The sequence below is a fragment of the Spirillospora sp. NPDC048911 genome (assembly GCF_043198015.1).
Lineage (GTDB): Bacteria > Actinomycetota > Actinomycetes > Streptosporangiales > Streptosporangiaceae > Spirillospora.
This window is the reverse complement of sequence record NZ_JBICUD010000004.1, coordinates 838,317-857,130: the sequence shown is the minus strand read 5'-3', so window position 1 is coordinate 857,130 and position 18,814 is coordinate 838,317. Positions and strand designations below refer to the sequence as shown.

General features: G+C 70.8%; 17 protein-coding genes. 9 read left to right on the top strand and 8 right to left on the bottom strand.

From position 1 onward, the window contains the following. Positions 1-60: 60 nt before the first annotated feature. The 4 genes from ACGFNU_RS22625 to ACGFNU_RS22610 all read left to right on the top strand — a co-directional run bounded on the left by ACGFNU_RS22625 (position 61) and on the right by ACGFNU_RS22610 (position 4,894). Entirely contained in the window at positions 61-1,725 is a 1,665-nt protein-coding gene (locus ACGFNU_RS22625; RefSeq protein ID WP_392596435.1) for a CBM35 domain-containing protein, read from the top strand. After that, on the top strand, positions 1,722-3,149 hold the full coding sequence (locus ACGFNU_RS22620; protein WP_392596433.1) for a cellulase family glycosylhydrolase: 1,428 nt from the start codon (positions 1,722-1,724) through the stop codon (positions 3,147-3,149). Before ACGFNU_RS22625 ends, ACGFNU_RS22620 begins: the two co-directional genes overlap by 4 nt. Positions 3,150-3,275: 126 nt before the next feature. After that, positions 3,276-3,917 carry a TetR family transcriptional regulator gene (locus ACGFNU_RS22615; protein ID WP_392596431.1) on the top strand — a complete coding sequence of 214 codons (642 nt, stop codon included), beginning with the start codon at positions 3,276-3,278 and terminating at the stop codon, positions 3,915-3,917. Next, entirely contained in the window at positions 3,914-4,894 is a 981-nt protein-coding gene (locus ACGFNU_RS22610) for a phosphotransferase family protein (protein ID WP_392596429.1), read from the top strand. The genes ACGFNU_RS22615 and ACGFNU_RS22610 overlap by 4 nt, the downstream gene beginning before the upstream one ends. Here the strand turns inward: ACGFNU_RS22610 and ACGFNU_RS22605 are convergent, their stop codons facing one another. From ACGFNU_RS22605 to ACGFNU_RS22590, 4 genes are all read right to left on the bottom strand, one after another. Continuing rightward, on the bottom strand, positions 4,895-5,512 hold the full coding sequence (locus tag ACGFNU_RS22605) for a class F sortase (RefSeq protein ID WP_392596427.1): 618 nt from the start codon (positions 5,510-5,512) through the stop codon (positions 4,895-4,897). Further along, positions 5,499-6,038 (bottom strand): hypothetical protein, encoded by a 540-nt coding sequence (locus tag ACGFNU_RS22600; protein ID WP_392596425.1) that lies wholly within the window; start codon positions 6,036-6,038, stop codon positions 5,499-5,501. The genes ACGFNU_RS22605 and ACGFNU_RS22600 overlap by 14 nt, the downstream gene beginning before the upstream one ends. A gap of 138 nt (positions 6,039-6,176) precedes the next feature. Beyond that, the gene (locus ACGFNU_RS22595) at positions 6,177-8,957 is read right to left on the bottom strand and encodes a family 20 glycosylhydrolase (protein ID WP_392596423.1); all 2,781 of its coding nucleotides are present in this window, start codon (positions 8,955-8,957) and stop codon (positions 6,177-6,179) included. A 184-nt stretch (positions 8,958-9,141) separates the two neighbouring features. Continuing rightward, positions 9,142-10,335: an acyl-CoA dehydrogenase family protein gene (locus tag ACGFNU_RS22590; protein ID WP_392596421.1), complete on the bottom strand. Its 1,194-nt coding sequence runs from the start codon at positions 10,333-10,335 to the stop codon at positions 9,142-9,144. Positions 10,336-10,387: 52 nt separating this feature from the next. Here ACGFNU_RS22590 and ACGFNU_RS22585 point away from each other — a divergent pair, with 52 nt between their 5' ends. After that, positions 10,388-10,729: a DUF6285 domain-containing protein gene (locus tag ACGFNU_RS22585; protein ID WP_392596419.1), complete on the top strand. Its 342-nt coding sequence runs from the start codon at positions 10,388-10,390 to the stop codon at positions 10,727-10,729. A 53-nt stretch (positions 10,730-10,782) separates the two neighbouring features. Here ACGFNU_RS22585 and mctP read toward each other — a convergent pair whose 3' ends face one another. The 3 genes from mctP to ACGFNU_RS22570 form a co-directional block, all read right to left on the bottom strand. Next, positions 10,783-12,378 (bottom strand): monocarboxylate uptake permease MctP, encoded by a 1,596-nt coding sequence (gene mctP / locus ACGFNU_RS22580; protein ID WP_392596417.1) that lies wholly within the window; start codon positions 12,376-12,378, stop codon positions 10,783-10,785. Positions 12,379-12,381: 3 nt separating this feature from the next. Next, on the bottom strand, positions 12,382-12,621 hold the full coding sequence (locus tag ACGFNU_RS22575) for a DUF3311 domain-containing protein (protein ID WP_392596415.1): 240 nt from the start codon (positions 12,619-12,621) through the stop codon (positions 12,382-12,384). Positions 12,622-12,790: 169 nt separating this feature from the next. Next, the gene (locus ACGFNU_RS22570) at positions 12,791-13,348 is read right to left on the bottom strand and encodes a VOC family protein (protein ID WP_392596413.1); all 558 of its coding nucleotides are present in this window, start codon (positions 13,346-13,348) and stop codon (positions 12,791-12,793) included. Positions 13,349-13,622: 274 nt separating this feature from the next. Here ACGFNU_RS22570 and ACGFNU_RS22565 point away from each other — a divergent pair, with 274 nt between their 5' ends. From ACGFNU_RS22565 to ACGFNU_RS22555, 3 genes are all read left to right on the top strand, one after another. Further along, positions 13,623-15,785: an anthranilate synthase component I gene (locus ACGFNU_RS22565; protein ID WP_392596411.1), complete on the top strand. Its 2,163-nt coding sequence runs from the start codon at positions 13,623-13,625 to the stop codon at positions 15,783-15,785. 75 nt (positions 15,786-15,860) lie between these two features. Beyond that, on the top strand, positions 15,861-16,010 hold the full coding sequence (locus ACGFNU_RS22560) for a GPGG-motif small membrane protein (RefSeq protein WP_392596409.1): 150 nt from the start codon (positions 15,861-15,863) through the stop codon (positions 16,008-16,010). A 57-nt stretch (positions 16,011-16,067) separates the two neighbouring features. Continuing rightward, on the top strand, positions 16,068-16,988 hold the full coding sequence (locus tag ACGFNU_RS22555) for an SDR family oxidoreductase (protein WP_392596407.1): 921 nt from the start codon (positions 16,068-16,070) through the stop codon (positions 16,986-16,988). Here the strand turns inward: ACGFNU_RS22555 and ACGFNU_RS22550 are convergent. After that, positions 16,979-17,953, bottom strand: a complete 975-nt coding sequence (locus ACGFNU_RS22550) for a helix-turn-helix transcriptional regulator (RefSeq protein WP_392596405.1) — start codon at positions 17,951-17,953, stop codon at positions 16,979-16,981. The genes ACGFNU_RS22555 and ACGFNU_RS22550 overlap by 10 nt on opposite strands. 98 nt (positions 17,954-18,051) lie before the next feature. Here ACGFNU_RS22550 and ACGFNU_RS22545 point away from each other — a divergent pair, with 98 nt between their 5' ends. Next, positions 18,052-18,768 carry a FadR/GntR family transcriptional regulator gene (locus tag ACGFNU_RS22545; RefSeq protein ID WP_392596403.1) on the top strand — a complete coding sequence of 239 codons (717 nt, stop codon included), beginning with the start codon at positions 18,052-18,054 and terminating at the stop codon, positions 18,766-18,768. Positions 18,769-18,814: the final 46 nt, after the last annotated feature.

Genomic DNA, 18,814 nt, shown 5'->3' with positions numbered 1-18,814 from the left:
CACCCCAGCCAGAATCCACCTTCCCGGCCCCTACCGCCCCACTTCCTCAGGAGACCTTCCGTGCCCCCTGCCAGGAGAACGTCCGCGGTCCTGACCGCCCTCGCCCTGCTGGCCGCCTCCGGCGCGGTCGCGACGGGCACGGCCGGCGCGCGCGTCGCGCCGGCCGTGCCGGCGATCGCTTCGGAGAACAGCCTCGCCCTGGAGAACGGCCTCGCCCGCACGCCCCCGATGGGCTTCAACAACTGGAACACCACCGCCTGCCGAGCCGAGTTCAACGAGGCGATGGTCAAGTCGATCGCCGACATCTTCGTCTCGCGCGGGCTCAAGGACGCCGGCTACCAGTACGTCAACATCGACGACTGCTGGGCCGAGCCGCAGCGGGACGCGAGCGGCAACCTCGTGCCCCACCGGACCCGGTTCCCGAACGGCATCAAGGCCGTCGCCGACTACGTGCACTCCAAGGGACTGAAATTCGGGATCTACACCTCCGCCGGAACCAAGACCTGCAACGGGACGGGAGGCTTTCCCGGCGGCCTCAACAACGAGCAGCGAGACGCCGCCCTCTTCGCCGGCTGGGGCGTCGACTACCTGAAATATGACAACTGCAACAACCAGAACGTGGACGCCCAGCTGCGCTACACGCGCATGCGTGACGCGCTCGCCAACACCGGCCGCCCCATCGTCTACTCCATCTGCGAATGGGGGAGGACCGGCCCGCCGCGCGTCTGGGAGTGGGGCAAGGACGTCGGCAACCTCTGGCGGACGACCGGCGACATCAGCGACAACTGGGGCAGCATGATCGGCAAGGCCCAGGCCAACCGGGTCCTGGCGCAGTACGCCGGGCCGGGCCACTGGAACGACCCGGACATGCTGGAGGTCGGCAACGGCGGCATGACCGCGGCCGAATACCGCACCCACTTCAGCCTCTGGGCCGTCATGGCCGCCCCGCTGCTGATCGGCTCCGACCTGCGCAAGGTGTCCGACGAGACGTTCACGATCCTCAAGAACACCGACGTCATCGCCGTCGACCAGGACAGGCTCGGCCGCCAGGCCACCGTCGTGAGCTCCTCCGGCGGCCTCGTCGTCTACAGCAAGACCCTGGCGAACGGGGACCGTGCCGTGGCGCTGTCCAACGAGACCACGTCGGCGGCGACGATCGGCACGACGGCGGCCGCGATCGGGCTCGGCGGCTCGGCCTCGTACACGCTCAAGGACCTGTGGAGCAAGGCGACGCGGAGCACCACCGGGGCGATCAGCGCCTCCGTTCCCGGGCACGGCACGGTGCTCTACCGCGTCTCGCGCAACGGCACGTCCACACGCTACGAGGCGGAGAACGCGACCTCCGGCACCGGCAGCACCGTCGACCGCAACCACTCCGGCTACTCGGGCACGGGATTCGTCAACACCCCCAACGCCACCGGCAGCTACGTGCAGTTCACGGTGAACGCGGCGCAGGCGGGCCAGCACACCCTCGCCTTCGACTACGCCAACGCGGGCACCGCCGACCGGCCCGCCACCCTGAGCGTGAATGGGGCATCCGCGGGCACCGTGGCGTTCGCCCCCACCGGCGCCTGGAGTCTCTGGCGCACCGGCACGGCCGCGGCGAACCTGAACGTGGGCGCCAACACGATCCGTCTCACCGCCACCGGCACGGGCGGCCTGCCCAACCTGGACTTCCTCGACACGGTCACCCCCAACCCCGAACGCTTGGAGGTCGCATCATGAGAAGGCGAGCGATCGCGCGCTTGACGGCCGTTCTCGCCGCCCTGGCGTTGCTGGTGCCGGTACACGTGGCGGACGCCGCGGCGGCGCCCGTGCGGTACGAGGCGGAGAACGCGACGATCTCGCAGGGCGTGGTGGAGTCCAACCACGCCGGCTACTCGGGGAGCGGATTCGTCAACGGCACCAACGCGACCGGCAGCTACGTGGAGTGGACGGTGAACGCCGCGTCCGCCGGCAGCACCACCCTCGCGATCCGGTACGCCAACGGCACCACCACCAACCGCCCGATGGACGTCACGGTGAACGGCGCGACGGTGTCGGCCGGACGCGCGTTCGCCGGAACCGGCGCGTGGACCACGTGGGCGACCTCGTCCCTCACCGCCGCGCTGAACGCGGGCGCCAACACGGTCCGGCTGACCGCCACGACCGCCAACGGCGGCCCCAACCTCGACTACCTCGACGTCGACGCGGGCGGGACGCCGAACCCCGGCACGCCGGTCGAGGCCAACGGGCAGCTCAAGGTCTGCGGGACCAAGCTCTGCAACCAGCACGGCAACCCGATCCAGCTGCGCGGCATGAGCAGCCACGGGCTCCAGTGGTACTACCAGTGCCTCAACACCGGCTCGCTCAACGCGCTGGCGCAGGACTGGAAGGCCGACGTCCTGCGGATCTCGATGTACATCCAGGAGGACGGGTACGAGACCAACCCGCGCCTGTTCACCGACCGGGTCCACAACCTCATCGAGCAGGCCACCTCGCGCGGCATGTACGCGATCGTCGACTGGCACATGCTCAGCCCCGGCGACCCCAACTACAACCTGAGCCGGGCCAAGACGTTCTTCACCGAGATCGCCCAGCGGCACAACGGCAAGAACAACCTCCTCTACGAGATCGCCAACGAGCCGAACGGGGTGAGCTGGGCGAAGATCAAGAGCTATGCCGAGAACCTCATCCCGGTGATCCGCCAGAACGATCCCGACACCCCGATCCTGGTCGGCACCCGGGCGTGGTCCTCGCTCGGCGTGTCCGACGGGGCGACCGAGAACGAGATCGTCAACAGCCCGGTGAACGCGTCCAACATCATGTACACGTTCCACTTCTACGCGGCCTCGCACGGGTCGGAGTACCTGAGCACCCTGTCGCGGGCGGCCGACCGGCTGCCCATCTTCGTGACCGAGTTCGGTACCCAGACGTCCTCGGGCGACGGCGGCAACAACTTCACCCGGTCGCAGCAGTACCTCGATCTGATGGCCGCCAAGAAGATCAGCTGGACGAACTGGAACTACTCCGACGACGAGCGCTCGGGAGCGGTCTTCAAGGAGGGCACGTGCCCGAACGGGCCGTGGACGGGGACCGCGCCGCTGAAGCCGGCCGGGGTATGGGTGCGCGAGCGCACCATGACCCCGGACGACTTCCCGGCCGGCTGACCCTCGCCTCCGGTGCCGCCCCTCGCCGGGGCGGCACCGGCCTGTATTGGACGTCACGTCAGTGACGGACCCGCAATGGCCGCCGTCGTGACGATCTCGGCCCCTGCATGGCGTACGGTTCTCACCATGACGACCACGGGGACGGCGAGCCCGGGGGCGCGACGCGACCCGGACCGGCGGCGGGCCCTGCTGGAGGCGGCCGACCGGGTCATCCAGCGCGAGGGGCCGGGCGCGTCGATGGCCTCCATCGCCGCCGAGGCGGGCATCAGCAAGCCGATCCTCTACCGGCACTTCGGCGACAAGAGCGGCCTCTACCAGGCGCTCGCCGAGCGGCACACCCGCAAGCTGATCGAGGGCGTGCAGAACGAGTTCTCCCGGGCCACGTCCGTCCGGGCCCGCACCCGCTGCACGATCGACACCTACCTGTCGACGATCTCGGCCAACCTGAACCTCTACCGCTTCCTCATGCACCGGGCCAGCGCCGAGGACGCCGCCACGCACGGCGCGATGAGCACCATGATCCGGGGGCTCAGCCGCGAGCTGGCCGAGGTCATGATCGCCGAAACGGAGCTGACCGACCGCACCCGCGCCTACGTGTGGGCCCACGCGGTCGTCGGCATGGTGCAGACGGCCGGCGACTGGTGGCTCGACCACGCCGACGAGGTGCCGCGCGAGACCGTCGTCGACAGCCTCGCCGACCTCATCCTGGGCGGCCTCCCGGCCGCCGCCGTGTCGTCCCCCCAGGTCCTGGAACTGTTCCGCGAATGACGGGGGAGGCGCCCGGGATGGAGCTCGACCGGCTGGCGGGGCCGCTGTCGGAGGTGCTCGCCGAGCGGTACGGCGCGGGCGTGGAGGTGCGCGGGCTGCGCCGCGACAGCGGCGGCGCCTCGCGGGTGACCTGCGGATTCGAGGCCGTCACCGCGGCCGGGGAGGTGCGTCCGCTCATCCTCCGGCTCGCCACGCAGGGGGCGATGGCGGGCGGCCCGCTGGCGCAGGAGGCGGTGCTGATGCGCGCGGCGGGCGCGGCCGGTGTGCCCAGTCCCGAGGTCATCGCGGCCGGCGACGAGCTCGGCGCCGAGTTCGTGGTGATGGAGCGGGTCGAGGGCGAGACCATTCCGCGCAGGATCCTCCGTGATCCCGCGCTCGCGGACGTGCGGCCCCTCCTGGCCGGGCAGTGCGGCGAGGTCCTCGCGGCGATCCACCGCATCCCCGTCGCCGGGGTCCCGCAGCTGGAGCACGCCGACCAGCTGGAGGCCTGGCGGTCGGTGCTGGACGGCATTGGCGAGCCGCATCCCGCGCTGGAGTTCGCCCTCGGCTGGCTGGCCCGCAACCGCCCGCCCGCGCACCGGACGGTCGTCGTCCACGGCGACTTCCGCAACGGCAACCTCATCGTCGGCCCCGACGGGATCAGGGCCGTGCTCGACTGGGAGCTGGCCCACCTGGGCGATCCTCTGGAGGATCTCGGCTGGCTGTGCGTGAAGGCCTGGCGGTTCGGGGCAGAGCCGCCGGTCGGCGGGTTCGGCTCCTACGACCAGCTGATCGAGGCATACGAGAAGGCGGGCGGCGCCGAGGTCGACCGGGTGGCGCTGCGGTGGTGGGAGATGTTCGGCGTGGCGCGCTGGGCGATCATCTGCGTCATGCAGGCCCGGCGGCATCTGACCGGCGGCGAGCGCTCGGTCGAGCTGGCCGCGCTGGGCCGCCGGGTGGCCGAGAACGAGTGGGATCTGCTGCGGATGCTCCCGTGATCACCGGCCGCCGACGAGATGGGCGTAGACGATGACGTTGTCGCGATACGAGTGCTCGTCCTCGTCGTAGGCGCCGCCGCACGTGATCAGGCGCAGGCCCGCGTAGCGGACGTCCCCGTAGACGCGGTCGCGCGGGAACTCCGACTTGCGGATCCGCTCGACGGCGTCCACCCGGAACACCGCCTCGCTCCGGTCGTGGCGCAGCACCCTGATCCGGGCGCCGGGTTTGATCTTGTGGAGGTCGTAGAAGACCGCGGCGCCGTCCAGGTCGTCGTAGTGGCCGAGGACGACCGCCGATCCGCGGCTGCCCGGCGCCGGTCCGCGCCGGTACCAGCCGGCGTGTCCCGACTTGTCGAAGGGCGGGACCTGCACGGATCCGTCGTCCTTCTTGCCGAGCCGCATCACCGGGGCGTCCACGCCGACGGCCGGGATCTCCAGGCGCTCCGGTGGCGAGACCGGGAGTTCCGCGCCGTCCGGAATGTTCCAGAGCGCCCGCGGCCCCCCGAGGTCGCGGTACGACTCGTCCGGGTCCTTGGCTCGGTGGCCCACCGCGAGGGCGGCGAGCACCGCCAGGCCCACAGCGATCACATAGCCGCCGCCACCGTTACGTTCGCCCACGTGCCCTGGACCGGAGCCGTGTGATCCCGCCGGCGCCCGCGGCACCGGCCACCGTGGCCAGCCCCAGCCAGAGCCACGGGAGCCCGCGCCCCTCGGTCCCGCTCTGGGCTCCGTCCCGGGCCCCGCCGCCTCCGGTCATGACCTCGCCGTCGGGTTTGCCCGAGGAGCCGGTTCCCTTCCGGCCGCGGTGCTCGATCTTGATCCGGCCGGTCTGGGGATAGCCGGACGAGACGCACTTGGCGATGATCGTGTAGCGGCCCGGCTCGATCCACTTCACCTTCGCCTGCACGCTGAAGTAGCCCGTGCTGACCGCGCCCCGGCCGCTCGCCGCGCCCGAGACGCTGACGAACGTGTCGTTGTCCTTGCAACCGCCCGAAACGGTGATCGAATCGCCCGGATGGGCCGTCCCGGGGTCGATCTCGAGGTCGTCCGCCCATGCCGCGGGTCCCGCCGGCATGGCCCACATGAGCATCCCCGCGCCGATGACGGCGGCCCTGGTACGCGCCTTTCCCCCCGAAACTCGCACGTGCGTGGTGATTCCCGGCGGACGCCCCGGCCAAGGCCGCATTGGAGGGATCTTTAACGATTCTTGCCGAGGCGGAGAGGCAGGGCCGCCCGGTGGGGGACGGGCGGCCCTGCCTCTCCTCGCTCGCCGGTCACTCGATCACTGCAGGAGGCGCCATGCCCTCGGGGAGATGTCCGGGGCCTGTCCGGTGCCGGGCGCCGTCGCCGTGAAGAGCTCGCCCTGGTGGGTCACCAGCGCGCCCGCCCGGTAGGCGGTGGCGCTCTGCCAGGCGGTCACTCCGACCGGCGAGACGCGGCTCGTGCGGCCGTCGGCGCTCCGCGTCCGGGTCAGCGCCGCCGAGCCGACCGTGACCGGCCCGGTGTAGGGCCGCCAGCGCACCCCGTCGGTGGAGTACTCGATGGCCATCCCGGGGTTGCGGACGTTCGCGGTGAGCGTTCCGCCGGAGATCTTCGCCCCGGGCAGCGGGATCCGGTAGTTCACGCCCTCGCCGCCCAGGCCGACGGGCTTGTAGAACGACAGCAGCGGGAAGGTCGCCTGCCCGAGCGTGTTGTTGAAGACGTCCCACGCCGCGGGCATCTGGGCGGTGCCGGGGGTGCGGCGGTTCCAAGCACGCTCGGCCACGCCGAGCAGCTTGGGGAACGCCTGGTACTCGCGGATCTCGGGGGCCTTGCCGTTCTCCGCCCACAGCTGCGCCTCGAGCCCGAGGATGTTCTTCCTGCCGGCCTCGGTGAGCTTCACCCAGTTGGGGTCGGGGGTGACGGGGCCGCCCCACCGCGTCTCGGTGGCGTTGGCGTACACGTTGAACGGCTGGTAGGTGAACGTGCTCTTCTCGTCCACGTAGGCGGCCCAGTAGTAGCCGGGCTCGTCCGGGTCCTTGTTGTAGGCGAGGTCCATGTAGAGGTTCGTCGCGTGCGCGAGGATCACCGGCGTGCCCGCGTTGGCGAACCGGTAGGCCCAGTCCTCACGGCCCCAGCCCCAGACGTTCTGCCAGGGGAGCGGGGTGAAGTCCTTCAGCCGGAACGGGGTGTCGGGGTGCGTGACGTCCTCCCAGCCGGAGGTCGTCTTCGCGGCCGTCCGCGCGATGGCGTTGTACTTGGTGAAGAACAGCTCCTTGAGCTGCTCGCCGGTCCTGCCCGCCGTCTCGGGGTTGTTCTTGCAGGCGGGCGACCCGGACCACCAGCCCTCGGGCGGGCCGGGGGGCTCGTCGCCGCCCAGGTTGAGCCGGTTGAACGGGGCGCCGGCGCCCGCGTACATCTTCTTCACCTCGGAGACGACCTTGGTGAGGAAGGCGTAGGTGCTCGGGATGCACGGATTGGCGAGGTTGTCGGTGTAGAGCTGCACGCTGGTGTGCCGGGAGGTGTCGTCCGGGTCCAGCAGCCGGTAGGTGCCGTCGTGGGTGCGCTGGTAACGGCGTTCCATCGACTGCACGGCGGCGCGGGCGTGCGCCGGGAAGTTGAGCTCGGGGACGACCTCGATGTGCCGCTCGGTCGCGTACGCCAGGATCTCCTTGAAGTCCCGGACCGAGTAGTGGCCGGAGCCCTTGCCGACGAAGTTCTGCATCGCCTGCTCGAAGCCCTGGTAGGCGGGCCTGCGGCCGAGATTGGCCTCGGTCCGGCCGCTGGGCTTGCCGGCGACGCCGTCGCCGCGGCCCAGGTCGTTCACCGAGCCCATGCCCTGGTGCAGCGCGCCGGTCTCGGCGAGGTCCAGCTCGCGCTTGGACCCGAAGCCGGTCAGCTCGGGCAGGCCCGGGATCTCCAGCCGCCAGCCCTCGTCGTTGGTCAGGCCGAAGTGCAGCCGGTTCATCTTGGTGAAGGCCATCAGGTCCAGGAACTTCTTGATGGTCTCCTTGGTCTCGAAGTGCCGGGCCGTGTCGATGTGCAGGCCCCGGTAGCCGAACAGCGGCGCGTCGGCGATCCGGGCGCGCGGCACCGAGACCGGCCCGCCGGACGTGGCGGAGCTCGCGGGGATGAGCTGCCGCAGCGTCTGGACGCCGTAGAGCACCCCCGCCCGGTCGGCGCCGACGATGTCCACGCCCTTGGCGGTGCTGGTGAGCGTGTAGCCCTCGGCGTCCACCTTGCCGTCGCGGTCGACGTCCAGCTTGGGGTCGACCCGCAGCGAGATCGGCGCCCCGCCGCCCTTGGCCGCGTCGCGCAGCGCCGACCGCAGGTATCCCGCCTCACGGCGCAGGGACGGCGCGGCGTTGATGGGGGACGACCCGCCGATCCGCACGGCGCCGCCGGTCTCGGTCGCCGACAGGGGCTGCGGCAGGATGCGCTGCTGGAGGGTCAGCCGCTGCTTGCCGGAGGTGTTCGCGGCGAACCGGGTGGCGGCCGACTCCACCGGACGGACGTCGCCGGAGAACGCCTTGGTCTGCTTCGGATCCGTGGGATCGAGCAGGGTCTTGGACGGCATCCAGCGGGGCTTTCCGCTGCCGTACGCGATGCTCCACCCGGCGGGCCCGTCGGACTTGTGGGTCGCCCAGAGCTCGATGTTCAGCGCGATCGCGCGGCGTTCGCCGGAGGCCACCGGCTTGAACGCGCCGGTCGGCCTGAGCGCGTAGAAGTCGCCGCTCTGGGCCTTGTCCGCGCGGGTCACCGCCAGGCCCTGATCGGCGAGCTGCTTGCGCGCGAGGTCGCCCGCCGCGCCGTCCAGGACGGCGGCGGGCTGGCGGACGGAGTTGAAGTACATCGTCCATCCGCCGGCGAGCGAGCACCGGCGGTCGCCGTTGGCGAGGGTCAGCCGTGCCAGGAAGTAGCTGGCGTCGGTGACGGTGTGGTCGACCGGCTGGTAGGTCATCAGCAGGTCGCGCGCGTCCGGGGCGCAGGCGGCGGACGCGGTGCGGGGGAGGGAGGCCACGGCGAACGTCGCGGCGAGCGCGACGGCGGTGGCCGCGGCTGCGGATCTTCTCGGGGGTGTCATGGCAGCGTGAACCGCTTTCCTGGAATCGGCGTCGATCTCAGCGGCAGGAATTGAATAGGAAAGTAACCTATCTATTTGCCATGAGCCCAGCGCCTGATCCGGCCACGCGGAAAAGCGCAGGCCGGACCGGGGCGGCCGATCCCGGACAGGCGGGAATCTTGACGGGACCTCGGGGTCGCACGTCTCAGCGCAGGCCGAACTCCCAGGTGCGGCCCTCGGCGTACTCCTTGAGGATCCGGCGCGCGGTGGTGGTCACGTGGACCTCGTCCGGGCCGTCGAAGATGCGGCCCGCGCGGGCATGCCGGTACATGTGGTCGAGCGGGGTGTCCGGGGTCAGGCCCTGCGCCCCGTAGACCTGGATGGCCCGGTCGATGACGTTGTGCAGCATGGTCGCGGCGGCCACCTTGATGACTCCGATCTCCACCCTCGCCTGGTCGCCCTCATCGATCTTGTGGGCCGCGTGCAGCGTCAGGAGCCGCGACGACTGGATCTCGGTGTACGAGTCGAAGACGTGCTTCTGCAGGAGCTGCTTCTTGGCGAGCGGCTCACCGAAGGCGGTGCGTTCGTGCAGCCGCGCGCACATGAGGTCGAACGCGCGCTGGGCCTGGCCGAGGAAGCGCATGCAGTGGAAGATCCGGCCGGGCCCGAGCCGTTCCTGGGCGATGACGAAGCCGTGCCCGCGCGGCCCGAGCAGGTTGTCCTCCGGCACCCGCACCTCGTCGTACAGCACCTCGCAGTGCGCGCCGTCCAGGCCGAGGACGGGGGTGTCGCGCACGATCGTGTAGCCGGGGGTGTCGGTCGGCACGAGGATCATGCTGAACGACAGGTACGGCGACGTCCCCTCGGGCTCCGTCCGGCACATGACCGTGGTGTACGCGGCGCGGCTCGCGAGCGTGGTGAACCACTTGCGGCCCCGGATCACCCACTCGTCCCCCTCCAGGGTGGCGGTGGTGGTGAGCTGTGTCGGATCCGAGCTGGAGATCCCCGGCTCGGTCATCGCGAAGCTCGGGTTGATCTCCGCCTGCACCAGCGGCTTGAGGAACCGGTCGCGCTGCGGCTCGCTGGCGTACCTGTGCAGCATGATCGAGTCCTGGAGCGTGTACGTGCCGAGCGCGAGCTGGCCGAACTCGCTCCGTCCCTGCACCTCGTTGACGTACACGTAGTCGAGGAACGGCAGCCCGCCGCCGCCGAGCTCCTTGGGATGCCCGAGCGCCCACAGCCCTTCGGACTTGGCCTGCCGCTGGAGATCGGCCAGGGCGGCGACCGCCTCCTCGCCACCGCCTTGCAGCACCGGCTCGGCGGGCTCGACCCGCTCGGTCATGAAGGCGTGGACGGCGTCGCGGATCGGCCGTACGGACGCGGGCACCTCGAAGCTCATGATCCCTCCTCGGTCTAGAATCGCATTCTGTCCCGGATCGAGGAGAAGCGCGATGCCCCCGCCGCACGACGCTCCGACCGCCGCCGAACTCGTCGCCGCCGTGCGGGAGTTCCTCGAACGCGACGTCCTGGGGTCGCTGGAGGGCCGCACGCGCTTCCACGGCCTGGTCGCCGTCAACGTTCTCGGGATGGTCGAAAGGGAGCTGGACCTCGGCGCGCCGCAGGAGCGGGCCCATGCCGCGCGGCTGGCCGGGCTGGGAGTCGCGGACGACGCGGAGCTGGCCGCCGCGATCCGGGAGGGGCGGTTCGACGGCCGCTACGACGAGCTGAAATCCGCGCTCCTGGACGCCACGCGCGACAAACTCGCCGTCGCGAACCCCTCCTACACGGGCTGAGCCCGGACACCTCCGCGAAGGAGGCGCCCGGGCTCAGCTGACGGCGGCCGGGATCAGGTGGAGCTGGTGAGCTCCATCTCCTTGACCTTGGGGTCGCCCTCGTCGGCCGTGTAGTCGGTCGACTTGGTGGCGTCGTCGCCGTCCTTGACCTTGGCGGCCTTGAGGATCAGCGTGCCGAGGACGGCCACGAGCACGTTGAGCGCGAGGGCCAGGACGCCGACGTAGATCGTCATCTTGGTGTCGAAGCCCAGCTCGCTCAGGTTGTAGGCCGAGCCGCCGAAGTGCTCCTTCTTCTTGGCGGGGTTCGGGATCTCGTACAGCATGTACATGCCCCAGGCGAGGCCGGCGGCCCAGCCCGCGATCAGCGCGCCGCGGTGGAACCAGCGGGTCATCAGGCCCAGTGCCACGGCCGGCAGCGTCTGCAGGATGATCACGCCGCCGATCAGCTGCAGGTCGATGGAGAACTGCGGGTCCAGCAGCAGGATGCAGGCGACCGCGCCGACCTTGACGACCAGCGAGACCAGCTTGCTGACCGTGGCCTCCTGCTTCTCGGTCGCGTCCTTGCGGAGGTACTCCTTGTAGATGTTCCGCGTGAACAGGTTGGCCGCGGCGATCGACATGATCGCGGCCGGGACCAGGGCGCCGATGCCGATGGCCGCGTAGGCGACGCCGGTGAACCAGCTCGGGAACATCTCGTCGAACAGCACCGGGACCACGGTGTTGGTGTCGGTGCCGATCGGCTTGGTGCCGGCGGCGATGGCCATGAAGCCCAGCAGCGCGATCAGGCCGAGCACGAAGCTGTAGGCGGGCAGCGCCGCCATGTTCCGCTTGATCACGTTGCGGTTCCGGCTGGCCAGCACGCCGGTGATGCTGTGCGGGTAGAGGAACAGCGCCAGCGCCGAGCCGAGCGCGAGCGCCGCGTAGTTGAGCTGGTTGGCGCTGTTGAGCAGGGTGCCGTCGGCGGGGTTGGGGGACGCGGCGAACTTCTTCTCGGCCGCGCCGAAGATGTCGCCCCAGCCGCCGAGCTTGCTCGGGATGTAGAGCACCGCGACGATGATCACCAGGTAGATCAGGATGTCCTTGACGAAGGCGATCAGCGCGGGCGCCCGCAGGCCCGACTGGTAGGTGTAGGCGGCCAGGATCGCGAACGCGATGATGATCGGCAGGTGGCCGGTCACGCCCATCGCCTTGAGCACGGCCTCGATGCCGACCAGCTGCAACGCGATGTAGGGCATCGTCGCGACGATGCCGGTGATCGCGACCACGAGCGCCAGCGTGGGGGAGCCGAACCGGGCCCGGACGAAGTCGGCCGGGGTCACGAAGCCGTGCACGTGCGAGACCGACCAGAGCCGGATCAGCACGAGGAAGACCAGGGGGTACACGACGATCGTGTAGGGCACGGCGTAGAAGCCCATCGCGCCCGCGCCGAACACCAGGGCCGGGACGGCGACGAAGGTGTAGGCGGTGTAGAGGTCGCCGCCGATCAGAAACCAGCTGATCCAGGAGCCGAAGTTGCGGCCGCCGAGACCCCACTCGTCCAGGCTGTCCATCGTGGCCGGCCGCCGCCAGCGCGCCGCCACGAAGCCCATCCCGCTGACCAGGAGGAAGAGCACGCCGAAGATGATCAACTCGGTGAGGTGGTCCTTCATCGGTCAGTCCTCCTTCCGCTTGGTCATGCGGTAAACGACCACGGTGCAGACGACGCCCAGGGGGATGAAGGCGAACTGCATCCAGTAGAAGGCCGGGAAGCCGGCGAGCTCCGGGTCCTTCTTGTTGAACAGCAGCGTCAGCAGCGGGATCACCACGGGGACCACCAGCAGCCAGTTCCAGTGGCTGCGGTCGGTCCGCCGTGTCTCCGGCGGTGCCTGCGAGGCCTCTTCTTGCGAGGTCAAGGGGTCCTCCTCGTACCGTGCGGATCGCACGACCCGTCCACATCGTGAGACAGGTCACTCTCAGGGTGAGTGGCCGGAGCCTACCTTCCCGCTGGTCACAGGCGAATCTCGGAGACGCCACGAGTTGGCTGGATCGGTCCAACCGGCTCGGCCTCCGAGAACCCCCTGGTCAGATGGTACGGTCCGCCTCGGTCTTCGGCTCGTGCCGGACGTCCTCCGGCCGGTCGAGCTCACGCAGCCAGGCGGCGAACTCCACCAGGATCCCGTCGGGGTCCTTGAAGTAGATGGACCGCACGAAGACCCCGTCGTGCACCTTCTCGGCGACGCCGAACTCGCTGTCGTCGTGGTTGAGCAGGACGCCGACGTCGATCCCCTTGGCCACGAGCTTGTCGCGGTACTCCTCGATCTTCTCCGGCGGGACGTCGAAGGCGATGTGGTTCATCGAGCCGACCGCCGACAGCAGCTCGCCGCGGTCGGGCAGGTTCTTCGGCGCCGACACGCCGGGCACGGGCTCGGGGGCGTCGGGGAACCAGAAGAACGCCAGCGCGTTGCCGCCGCCGCAGTCGAAGAAGAAGTGCTGGCCCCAGCCCATCGGGAGCTCGATCGTCTTGATCAGGGGCATGCCGAGGACGCCGGAGTAGAAGTCGACCGTGCGCTCCATGTCGCGGCAGACGAGCGCCAGATGGTTGACGCCGCGGAGTTCGAACTCGGTGTTGTGGCCGGTCATCCGTGGGAGCTCCCGTGTTGTAAGTGGTCCCTTGCGTCCATCATGACGATCCGGGGGAGCCGCAACAAGCCCGACCTCGCACGCGAGGATTCGAGGCCGGGAAAGCATCGATGAGGTAAGCTCTCCGCATGCGAATCGAAACCCACCGCTGGTGGTGGCGCCGCTGAGGCGGTGCCAGATTCGTGCTTGCTCGAACTTCCAGGCGACCGCCCTCACCCGGCGGTCGCTTTCTGGTCTCTCCGGGTGCAGGGCCTGACGACGAGGGGCCACCGCGGTGGAGACCGACCGATATCAGCCGCAGACCAGCGAGTTCGTGACCGCCGGGGGCGTACGGGTCACCCGTACGGCGACGCCGGTCGACCCCGAGCGCAAGTCCGACGTGCTCAACGCCCTCGTCGCCGCCGTGGGGGAGCGGCGCGGCGGCGTCCTCAGCTCCGGCATGGAGTACCCCGGCCGCTACAGCCGCTGGCACATGGCCTATCTCGACCCCTGCCTGGAGATCGTCGCGCGGGGCCGGGTGCTGACGGTGCGGTCGCTCAACGGCCGCGGCGAGGTGGTGCTCCCGGCGCTCGCGGACGTCCTGCGCGGCACCGGCGAGGTCCGCGCCGACGAGCGCGGCCGGTTCGAGGTCTTCATCCCGCCGACCGAGGAGTTCTTCACCGAGGAGGAGCGCAGCCGGCAGCCGACGGTCTTCACCGCGATCCGCGCGATCACCGATCTGTTCCGGTGCGACGACCCGCATCTCGGGCTCTACGGGGCGTTCGGCTACGACCTCTCGCTGCAGTTCGAGCCGCTCCGGCTCGCCCTGGAGCGGCCCGCCGACCAGCGGGACCTGGTGCTGCACCTGGCCGACGAGATGGTGGTCGTCGACCGCAAGCTGGAGGTCTCGCACCGGATGTCGTACGACTTCGCGGTCGGCGGCGCGAGCACCGCCGGGCTGCCGCGCGAGACCGAGCCGACCCCCGCGGTGGTCGCCGCCGAGCTGCCGCCCCAGCCGGTCCCGGGCGTCTACGCGCAGATGGTGCGGGAGGCCAAGGACAAGTTCGTCCGCGGCGACCTGTTCGAGGTGACGCCCGGCCACGCGATGTACGGGCGGTGCGACTCGCCGTCGGCGTTCTTCGAGCGGCTGCGCGAGACCAACCCCGCGCCGTACGAGTTCCTGTTCAACCTCGGCGAGGGCGAGTACCTCGTCGGCGCCTCCCCGGAGATGTTCGTCCGGGTCAACGGCGACCGCGTGGAGACCTGCCCGATCGCGGGCACGATCCGGCGCGGCGCGGACCCGCTGGAGGACGCCGAGCAGATCCGGACCATCCTGACCTCGCTCAAGGACGAGTCCGAGCTGACGATGTGCACCGACGTCGACCGCAACGACAAGTCGCGGATCTGCGTGCCGGGCAGCGTCAAGGTGCTGGGCCGCAGGCAGATCGAGCTCTACTCGCGCCTGATCCACACCGTCGACCACATCGAGGGGCGGCTGCGCCCGGGCTTCGACGCCCTCGACGCGTTCCTGACCCACATGTGGGCGGTCACCGTCACCGGCGCGCCCAAGACGTGGGCGATGCAGTTCATCGAGGACCACGAGGAGTCGCCGCGGCGCTGGTACGGCGGGGCGGTCGGGTTCGTCGGCTTCGACGGCTCGATGAACACCGGGCTCACGCTCCGGACCGCCCAGATCCGCGACGGCGTCGCCACCGTCCGCGCCGGGGCGACGCTGCTCTACGACTCCGACCCGGACGAGGAGGAGCGCGAGACGCACCTCAAGGCCAGCGCCCTGCTGGGCGCGCTCGAAGAGTCCCGGCACGGCACCGCCGAGCGCGCGGCCGAGGTGGAGGCCGAGGTCGCCGAACGGTCCGGAGAGGGGGTGAAGGTGCTGCTCGTCGACCATGAGGACTCGTTCGTCAACACCCTCGCCGACTACTTCCGCCAGAAGGGCGCCGAGGTGGTCACCCTGCGGCACGGCTTCCCGGTACGGATGCTGGACGAGCAGGCCCCCGACCTGGTCGTGCTGTCACCCGGCCCCGGCCGCCCGGCCGACTTCGCCACGGCGAGCCTGCTCGACGCTCTGGACGCCCGGAACCTGCCGGTCTTCGGCGTCTGTCTCGGTCTCCAGGCGATGGTGGAGCACGCGGGCGGCGAGCTGTCGCTGCTGCCCGAGCCCTCGCACGGCAAGCCCGGGCAGGTACGCGTGACCGGCGGCGAGATCCTCGGCGGCCTGCCGGCGGAGTTCACCGCCGCCCGGTACCACTCCCTGCACGCCAAGCCGGAGCAGGTGAAGGGCTTCGAGATCACCGCCCAGACCGGCGACGTGGTGATGGCCATCGAGGACCCGCTGCGCAAGCGCTGGGCGGTGCAGTTCCACCCGGAGTCGATCCTCACCGCGGCGGGGCGGTCCGGCCACCGCATCGTGGCCAACGTGCTGAGGCTCTGCAAAGCGTAGAGCCGCCGCCGGAATTAGGGCAGGACCGAAATCTGGGCATGGTTTGCGGGGTCCCCGCGCGGGGACCCCGGCGCCATGCTGACACTACTCTGGCTCATCGCGGTGGTCATGATCATCGCAGGCATCTACGTCATCATCGCCCGGCGCGAACTGCTGTTCGGGATCATCCTCATCGTCCTCGGCTTCCTCGTCGGCCCCGGCGGCGTGAGCATCTTCAATCCCTGACCCGAGCCTTCCGATCCCTGACGGGACCTGACAGGTATCCCTGCCAGCCTCGTTCACATGAGTGAGAGAGCGCTGGCAGGAAAGATCGCACTGGTCGCGGGGGCCACCCGCGGCGCGGGCCGTGGCATCGCCGTGGAACTGGGCGCCGCGGGGGCGACCGTCTACGTGACCGGCCGCACGACCCGCGAGAGCCGGTCGGAGATGAACCGGCCGGAGACCATCGAGGAGACCGCGGAGCTCGTCACCGCCGCCGGTGGGACGGGCATCGCGGTCCAGGCCGACCATCTGGAGATCGACCAGGTGGACCGGGTCGTACAGAAGATCGGCGAGGAGCACGGCCGCCTCGACGTCCTCGTCAACGACATCTGGGGCGCCGACCACCTCTTCGAGTTCGGCAGCGCCCTGTGGGACCACTCGCTGGAGAACGGGCTGCGGCTGCTCAGGCTGGCGATCGAGACGCACGTCATCACCAGCCACCGGGCGCTGCCCCTGCTCATCAGGAACCCCGGCGGGCTCGTCGTGGAGGTCACCGACGGCACCGCCGAGACGAACGCCGAGTATCGCAAGGAGTCGGGTTACTTCTACGACCTCGCCAAGTGGACGGTGATCCGGATGGGGCTCGGGCAGGCCGCCGAGCTCGCACCGCACGGCTGCACCGCCGTCTCGGTCACCCCCGGCTGGATCCGGTCCGAGTCCATGCTGGAGAACTACGGCGTCACCGAGGACAACTGGCTCGACGGCGCCAAGATCAGCCCGCACTTCGCCATCTCCGAGTCGCCCGCGTTCGTCGGGCGCGCGGTCGCCGCGCTCGCGGCCGATCCCGACCGGCACCGCTGGACCGGGCGGTCGCTGTCGAGCGGCGGGCTCGCGCAGGTGTACGGGTTCACCGACCTCGACGGCAGCCGCCCGGACGCCTGGCGCTACATCGCCGAGGTCGAGCGGCCGGGCAAGCCCGCCGACACCACCGGCTACCGGTAGACCGCGGCGAGCCGGGTGGCGGTCTCGCGCATGCGGTCCCGCAGCTCCGCGGGCTCCAGCACCTCGACCTCCGGGCCGAGCCGTAGCAGCTCGCTGTAGGCCACGTCCGTCGACTCGACGGGCAGGCGGGTGGTGACCCGGCCGTCCTCGTCCGGCTCGCCCGCCTCCTCGGCCGCCCGTCGCGCGGCGTACGGTTCCACGGCGTACCGGAGCCGCCGCAGGCCCTGCGGGCTGAGCCGCACGGTGATCTCGTCGCGGAGCATGGACCGCAGGAACGCGGCGGCCTGCGCGGCCCAGTAACCGGGCAGGTCGAAGTCCTCGTCCCGGTCGAACAGCCCGCCGGCCGGCTCGACCGCCGTGATCCGGTCGACCCGGTAGGTGCGATGACCGCCACCGCCCCCGTCGCGGACATGGCCGATCAGGTACCAGATCCCGTTCTTGAGCACGAGGCCGTACGGCTCGACGCGCCGGGTGACCTCTTCATGCTTCCGATAGCGGATCTCGACGGTCTCGTCGCCCCACACCGCCTGCGCCAGCCGCTCCAGGAGCGGCGGCGGGCCCGCGTCGCCGAACCATCCGGGCGCGTCCAGGTGGAAACGCTGCCCGGCGCGCGCGGACGCGTCGCGGAAGGGCGCCGGGAGCGCCGCCAGCACCTTCAGCTGCGCCGCCCCAACGGCGTCGGCCAGGCCCATGTCGCCGGCCGGTCCGGGCAGGCCGGACAGGAAGAGGGCCTCGGCCTCCTCGCGGCTGAGCCCGGTCAGCCGCGTCCGGTACCCGCCGACCAGCCGGTAGCCGCCGTTGCGGCCCTGCTCGGCGTAGACGGGGACGCCCGCGGCCGACAGCGCCTCGACGTCCCGGTAGACGGTCCGCTCGGAGACCTCCAGCTCCTCGGCCAGCTGGCCGGCCGTCATCGTGCCACGGGCCTGCAGGAGCAGGACCAGCGAGATCAGCCGGGCGGCGCGCATGTGCCCATCTTGACGCAGCCCGGCGGCGGCTGCCACGCTGACGTGGCTCAGTGGGTGAGCCACCCTGGGCGCCGTCCCGTCCGGATCCGGAGCAGCCCATGACCACGCCGATCGCCCGTGACACCGTCGTCGACGCGCTGACCGAACGGCTGCGCGACGACGTGCTGAGCGGCCGCTATCCACCGGGGTCCTACCTGCCCGCCGAACGCGAGCTGGCCGCCGCCTACGAGGTGACCCGGACCTCGCTCAAGCACGCGATCGTCCGGCTGGCGCAGGTCGGTCTCGTGGAGACCAAGCACGGCGTCGGCACCCGGGTCCGCGACTACGAGCGGCTCGGCGGCCCGGAGCTGCTGCCCCTGCTCGTCCGCACCGCCGGGCCCTCCTGGATGACGGAGATCTTCGAGGTCCGGCGCGAGGTCGGGGCGCAGGTGGCGGCCAAGGCGGCCGTGCACATCACCACCGGGCAGTGCGACCGGCTGGTGGAGCTGGCCACCGCGCTGCGCGGCGCCCCGGACGCCGCGTCGGCGCAGCTGACCGAGTGCGAGATCCACCGGGTGATCGCCGCCGCCACCGGCAACCGCGTCTACGGCTTCCTGGTCAACGCGCTGCTCAACACCTATCTGGAGGTCCGCGACGTCTTCCGGTACGCCTTCGCCGACCCGGCGGCCGCCGCCGACAGGATCGCGCCGCTCGTGTCGGCGCTGTGCACGGGCGACCAGGAGCGGGCCGGCGCGGCGGCGGACGCCTACCTGGCCGAGACCGAACGGCTCATGCTCAATCCACCCCACGCCGACCAGGGAATTCACGATAACTGACGGCTTTGTGTCAGAAACCCTGCTTTTGACTGTCGTGAGGCCGTCC